This is a genomic window from Lactobacillus sp. UMNPBX12, from assembly GCF_002553955.1.
GTDB classification, from domain to species: Bacteria; Bacillota; Bacilli; order Lactobacillales; family Lactobacillaceae; genus Lactobacillus; species Lactobacillus crispatus.
The window spans coordinates 1-3,582 of sequence record NZ_PCYY01000046.1; the positions used below are offsets into that span (position 1 = coordinate 1).

A 3,582-nucleotide genomic window follows, 5' to 3' on the forward strand; every position below is an offset into this window, starting at 1 on the left:
CATCTTTGGTTTTATGCCCTAGAACAAGATCACATTCCCAATGACCAAATTCATTCCGCTGGTCAATCTCTTTAGGCCGCTCTTCGATGCTTCGTTCCAGCTTTTTCTTATTTTTGCGAACATGATGGAACTTGGTGTTGCGTTTAAGTTTTTCAGGCAAATCATAGTTCTTAATTGTAATTAGGCCTTGTTCTACATAGTTGTACAAAGTTCTGGTGCAGACTGTTCAATGATGTGAAAATTCACCGATAGCTAAGCTACGATTGGCACAAACGTCAAGTGACCAGCCGTCCTCAAAGAAATGCTTAATGACGTAGCTAATAAAGTCTGCTTTCTTCAAGAAGTCTGATTTACGACCACAGTGGCGACGATTAATCTGATAAACACTCTGACCATGATCAGCCTTATAACGCTGCTGCTTGCCATGATAGAGAGAAACAGTACCACGTTTGACCTCTTGTGACCTCCAATAGATGTTTTTGTGGATATTAACATTCTATCAAACAGGTCCAGATGGCCTTTTATTTTTATCAAGTGTTCAACTTGATTTTACAATCGGCGAAAATAATTAAAATAATAATTTTCAATATAAAAAGTGAGAAGATTGATAATAAGGTCTTCTCACTTTTTTGATTACTTGATGATTTTAATAATATCATTGAAAATTTGGTTAAGCAGTAGATGATTGCGTTTATAGATAGATTCTACTGATTCGTTGTCAGTATATTCTTTCTTTTCACCATAATTTCTAACTTTCATATTATTTGGACCATAATAGCTAGCAATTTTTTCACCAAATCCGCTTTCCAAAGTATTATCTTCTAAGGTTACAACTAATTCATGGTTGGCCATTAGACTAGTCAATGTCTCAGTATCAAGATGAGCTACGTATTTCGGATTAATTAAAGTTGCATTAATATCATGTTTCTTTAAAAGTTTACGAACTTTTTCGCCTAATTGATAGAAGTCTCTTACGCCAATAACTGCGACTTTTGATCCTAGTTTAACATCATAGTTGGTCTTCATTAATTGGACTTCCCTCAGGAAATAGATTAACTGGGCTTTTAATAGCTACAGGATGTTTTCTTTGTTTAACAGCCCAATTAAGCATTGATTTCATTTCATTAAGAGTAGTAGGTGCTAATATTCTCAATTAGGCCAATTAGCAATCATCATATTATCAAAAACTCCAACATGAGTTTTTGAAGTATTAGTAACCCCACCACCAATAACTACCATGACTACTGGTAAATCATTTGTAGCAACATCATGGGAAAGTTGATCATATGCTCGTTGTAAGAGAGTAGAGTTTTCAAACCAAATGGGGGTGATGCCTTCCTTGACAGCACCGGCTGCAAAAGCTATAGATTCTTGTTCAGCAATACCAACGTCTTTGTAATGTTTGGGATAATTTTCTTTGATTTCGTTTAAACCAAACATATGAGGAATAGCAGCGTTAATTGCTAGGATATTTTTTTGATTTTGGATATGTTTTTTAGAAAATCAACCATGATACTTGTAGAGTTTGGAGTTTTAGGAGCAAGAGCTAGAGGTTTGTCAGTCTTTAAGTTAAAAGGGTTTACCCAGTGGTGAGTAGCTTCATTTTAGATTGCTTCGAGAATATGATCTTTAGTAAATTCATATCGACCACCAAAAACTCTTGAACCTTCACTTTTATCAGGGTCAACAATTATTCCTACTTTAGATTGAATAAATAGATCATCGCGCTTTATTTTGCTTAATTTTAGGACTTGGCCAAAGATTTTTTCAGATTCGCCTTGGCCATAAATATCAGCCGAATCAATAAAATTAATGCCATTATCGAAGGCTGCTTCTAAAGCTTCAGTAGCTTGCTGCGGAGTTTTAGCATTCATCCGCATAATACCCAATCCCATAGCTGAGATTTTTAAAGAAGTAATTCCTAAATTTGTTTGGTTCATAAAAAATAATCTTTCTAAATACTTATATTTGATTTCATAAAAAATCATACAAGCATTTAAAAAGGCTGTGAAGACGGCACAATTATGTGCCTAGGGAACTTTTAGGTAACCTAGTCGACAAACATTTTATGTAAATTGGCTAATTTTTATTCCTTCACTTGCTTTGTTTGTTCATTTATTGGGCAAGTAGGATGTTTAACATTATAGTTAGTCTGATTTACGTATCCCCAAGCACACATAATATCTAGTATTGGAAATAAAGTTTTACCATAATCAGTAATACTATATTTTACTTGAACCGGAACCGTAGGAATTACTGTACGTTTGATAATTTTATCAGCTTCTAATCCTCTTAGTTGTGCTGTTAAGGTTTTCTTTGGTGCGCTATCTAAATAACGGAGGATTTCACTATAGTGTTTTGTGCCATTTTCTTGTAAATAATGTAAGATCAAAGGCTTACATTTTCCGTCAATGACATCTAAAGTTACTTGAATTTTACTTAATACTGCTTTTTTGTCATATTTTTACCTTTAAATTCAAATCCTATTACGTGTTAATATTATGCAAATAATTTGGTAACCATTCACCTTAGAAAACTTACCATTCACCGATTTTTTATGGCAAAAAAATTAGAATTATCTATACTAATAATCAAATGAAGGAGGGGTGATCTTGAAAGTAAAATTCAATATTGATGAAAGCTTACCTGAAGAAAAAGCTGAGTTTTGGCTACATAGAATGACAGATAAAATTAGTCAGATTGCTAATGAGTTGACTAATAAGAAGGAGTTCATCTGGTGTTTTCATCGAGGGGATGCGTATCCAGTAAAATTTAGCGAAATCTATCTGGTACAAGTGGAAAATGAGAAAACTTACGTGTATACGGAGCAGGATACCTATTTGTATAAAGGTCGTTTATATCAAGTGCAAAAAGTTTTGCCATCAGATTTCGTGACAGTATCGAGAAGTGCACTGCTCAATTATCGTCAATTAGATCATCTGCAAATTCTGAGTAACGGTAATATTGATGCTATTTTGAATAATGATCTGCATGTGCAAATCTCACGACGAAGGATTAAAGAACTGAAAGAGAGGCTAGGATTATGAAACGTGTTCGATATATGCTGGATAGCGGTTTGATGGGAATTGGAATTGGCATGATCTGGTTTGCGGTGGACCTATTATCTTCTTCTAACTGGAGAAATTTGGAAGCGACAAAATTGTCAGCTATTAATTTCTTGTTTTGGTTAATAATATCCTTCTTTATCGGTGTCTTTTTTTATTTTGCAGGTTGGATTTTTAATAATGATTCTTGGTCTTTAAGGACACAAATTGTAGTCAATTTCTTTGTTTGTCTAGCAGCATGGTTACTTTTCAATTTAATTATCAACAATTTTAGCTATTCTTGGTCTTTGCTAATGACTACGGTTATCAGTTTTATCATTATGTACGCTATTGCTTATGGCACTTATTTCTATCATTTATGGCATGAGGTTAATCAAATTAACAAAAAATTGAAGAAAAATGGTGAGTAAAATGACGGCATTATTAACAGTAGACAAATTATCAAAAACTTATCAAGCAACAAACAAAACATACTAATCTAGTGTTGGATGATTACTCGACGGAGTAGTCGTTCAAC

General features: G+C 33.7%; 6 protein-coding genes and 1 pseudogene. 2 read left to right on the forward strand and 5 right to left on the reverse strand.

The genetic code is table 11. The features are described 5' to 3' along the window. From CP363_RS10280 to CP363_RS10300, 5 genes and pseudogenes are all read right to left on the reverse strand, one after another. Positions 1–463 (reverse strand): annotated as a pseudogene (locus CP363_RS10280) (IS30 family transposase); the annotation flags it as partial. A 170-nt stretch (positions 464–633) separates the two neighbouring features. Further along, positions 634–1,026 (reverse strand): transketolase C-terminal domain-containing protein, encoded by a 393-nt coding sequence (locus tag CP363_RS11070; RefSeq protein WP_089143234.1) that lies wholly within the window; start codon positions 1,024–1,026, stop codon positions 634–636. A gap of 123 nt (positions 1,027–1,149) precedes the next feature. Continuing rightward, complete coding sequence (locus CP363_RS11075; protein ID WP_089143233.1) at positions 1,150–1,440, reverse strand: hypothetical protein; 291 nt, start codon at positions 1,438–1,440, stop codon at positions 1,150–1,152. A gap of 164 nt (positions 1,441–1,604) precedes the next feature. Then, on the reverse strand, positions 1,605–1,940 hold the full coding sequence (locus tag CP363_RS11080) for an aldo/keto reductase (protein WP_089143232.1): 336 nt from the start codon (positions 1,938–1,940) through the stop codon (positions 1,605–1,607). Positions 1,941–2,086: 146 nt separating this feature from the next. Then, positions 2,087–2,434, reverse strand: a complete 348-nt coding sequence (locus tag CP363_RS10300) for a helix-turn-helix domain-containing protein (protein ID WP_089143231.1) — start codon at positions 2,432–2,434, stop codon at positions 2,087–2,089. Positions 2,435–2,612: 178 nt separating this feature from the next. Here CP363_RS10300 and CP363_RS10305 point away from each other — a divergent pair, with 178 nt between their 5' ends. Both CP363_RS10305 and CP363_RS10310 read left to right on the forward strand, forming a co-directional pair. Next, positions 2,613–3,047 (forward strand): LytTR family DNA-binding domain-containing protein, encoded by a 435-nt coding sequence (locus CP363_RS10305; RefSeq protein WP_089143230.1) that lies wholly within the window; start codon positions 2,613–2,615, stop codon positions 3,045–3,047. Further along, positions 3,044–3,475: a DUF3021 domain-containing protein gene (locus tag CP363_RS10310; protein ID WP_089143229.1), complete on the forward strand. Its 432-nt coding sequence runs from the start codon at positions 3,044–3,046 to the stop codon at positions 3,473–3,475. Before CP363_RS10305 ends, CP363_RS10310 begins: the two co-directional genes overlap by 4 nt. Positions 3,476–3,582: the final 107 nt, after the last annotated feature.

Coding starts and splice junctions, on each gene's coding strand:
- CP363_RS11075 (WP_089143233.1), bottom strand. CDS start 1,440: ATGTTTGGTTTAAACGAAATCAAAGAAAATTATCCCAAACATTACAAA.
- CP363_RS11070 (WP_089143234.1), bottom strand. CDS start 1,026: ATGAAGACCAACTATGATGTTAAACTAGGATCAAAAGTCGCAGTTATT.
- CP363_RS10310 (WP_089143229.1), top strand. CDS start 3,044: ATGAAACGTGTTCGATATATGCTGGATAGCGGTTTGATGGGAATTGGA.
- CP363_RS11080 (WP_089143232.1), bottom strand. CDS start 1,940: ATGAACCAAACAAATTTAGGAATTACTTCTTTAAAAATCTCAGCTATG.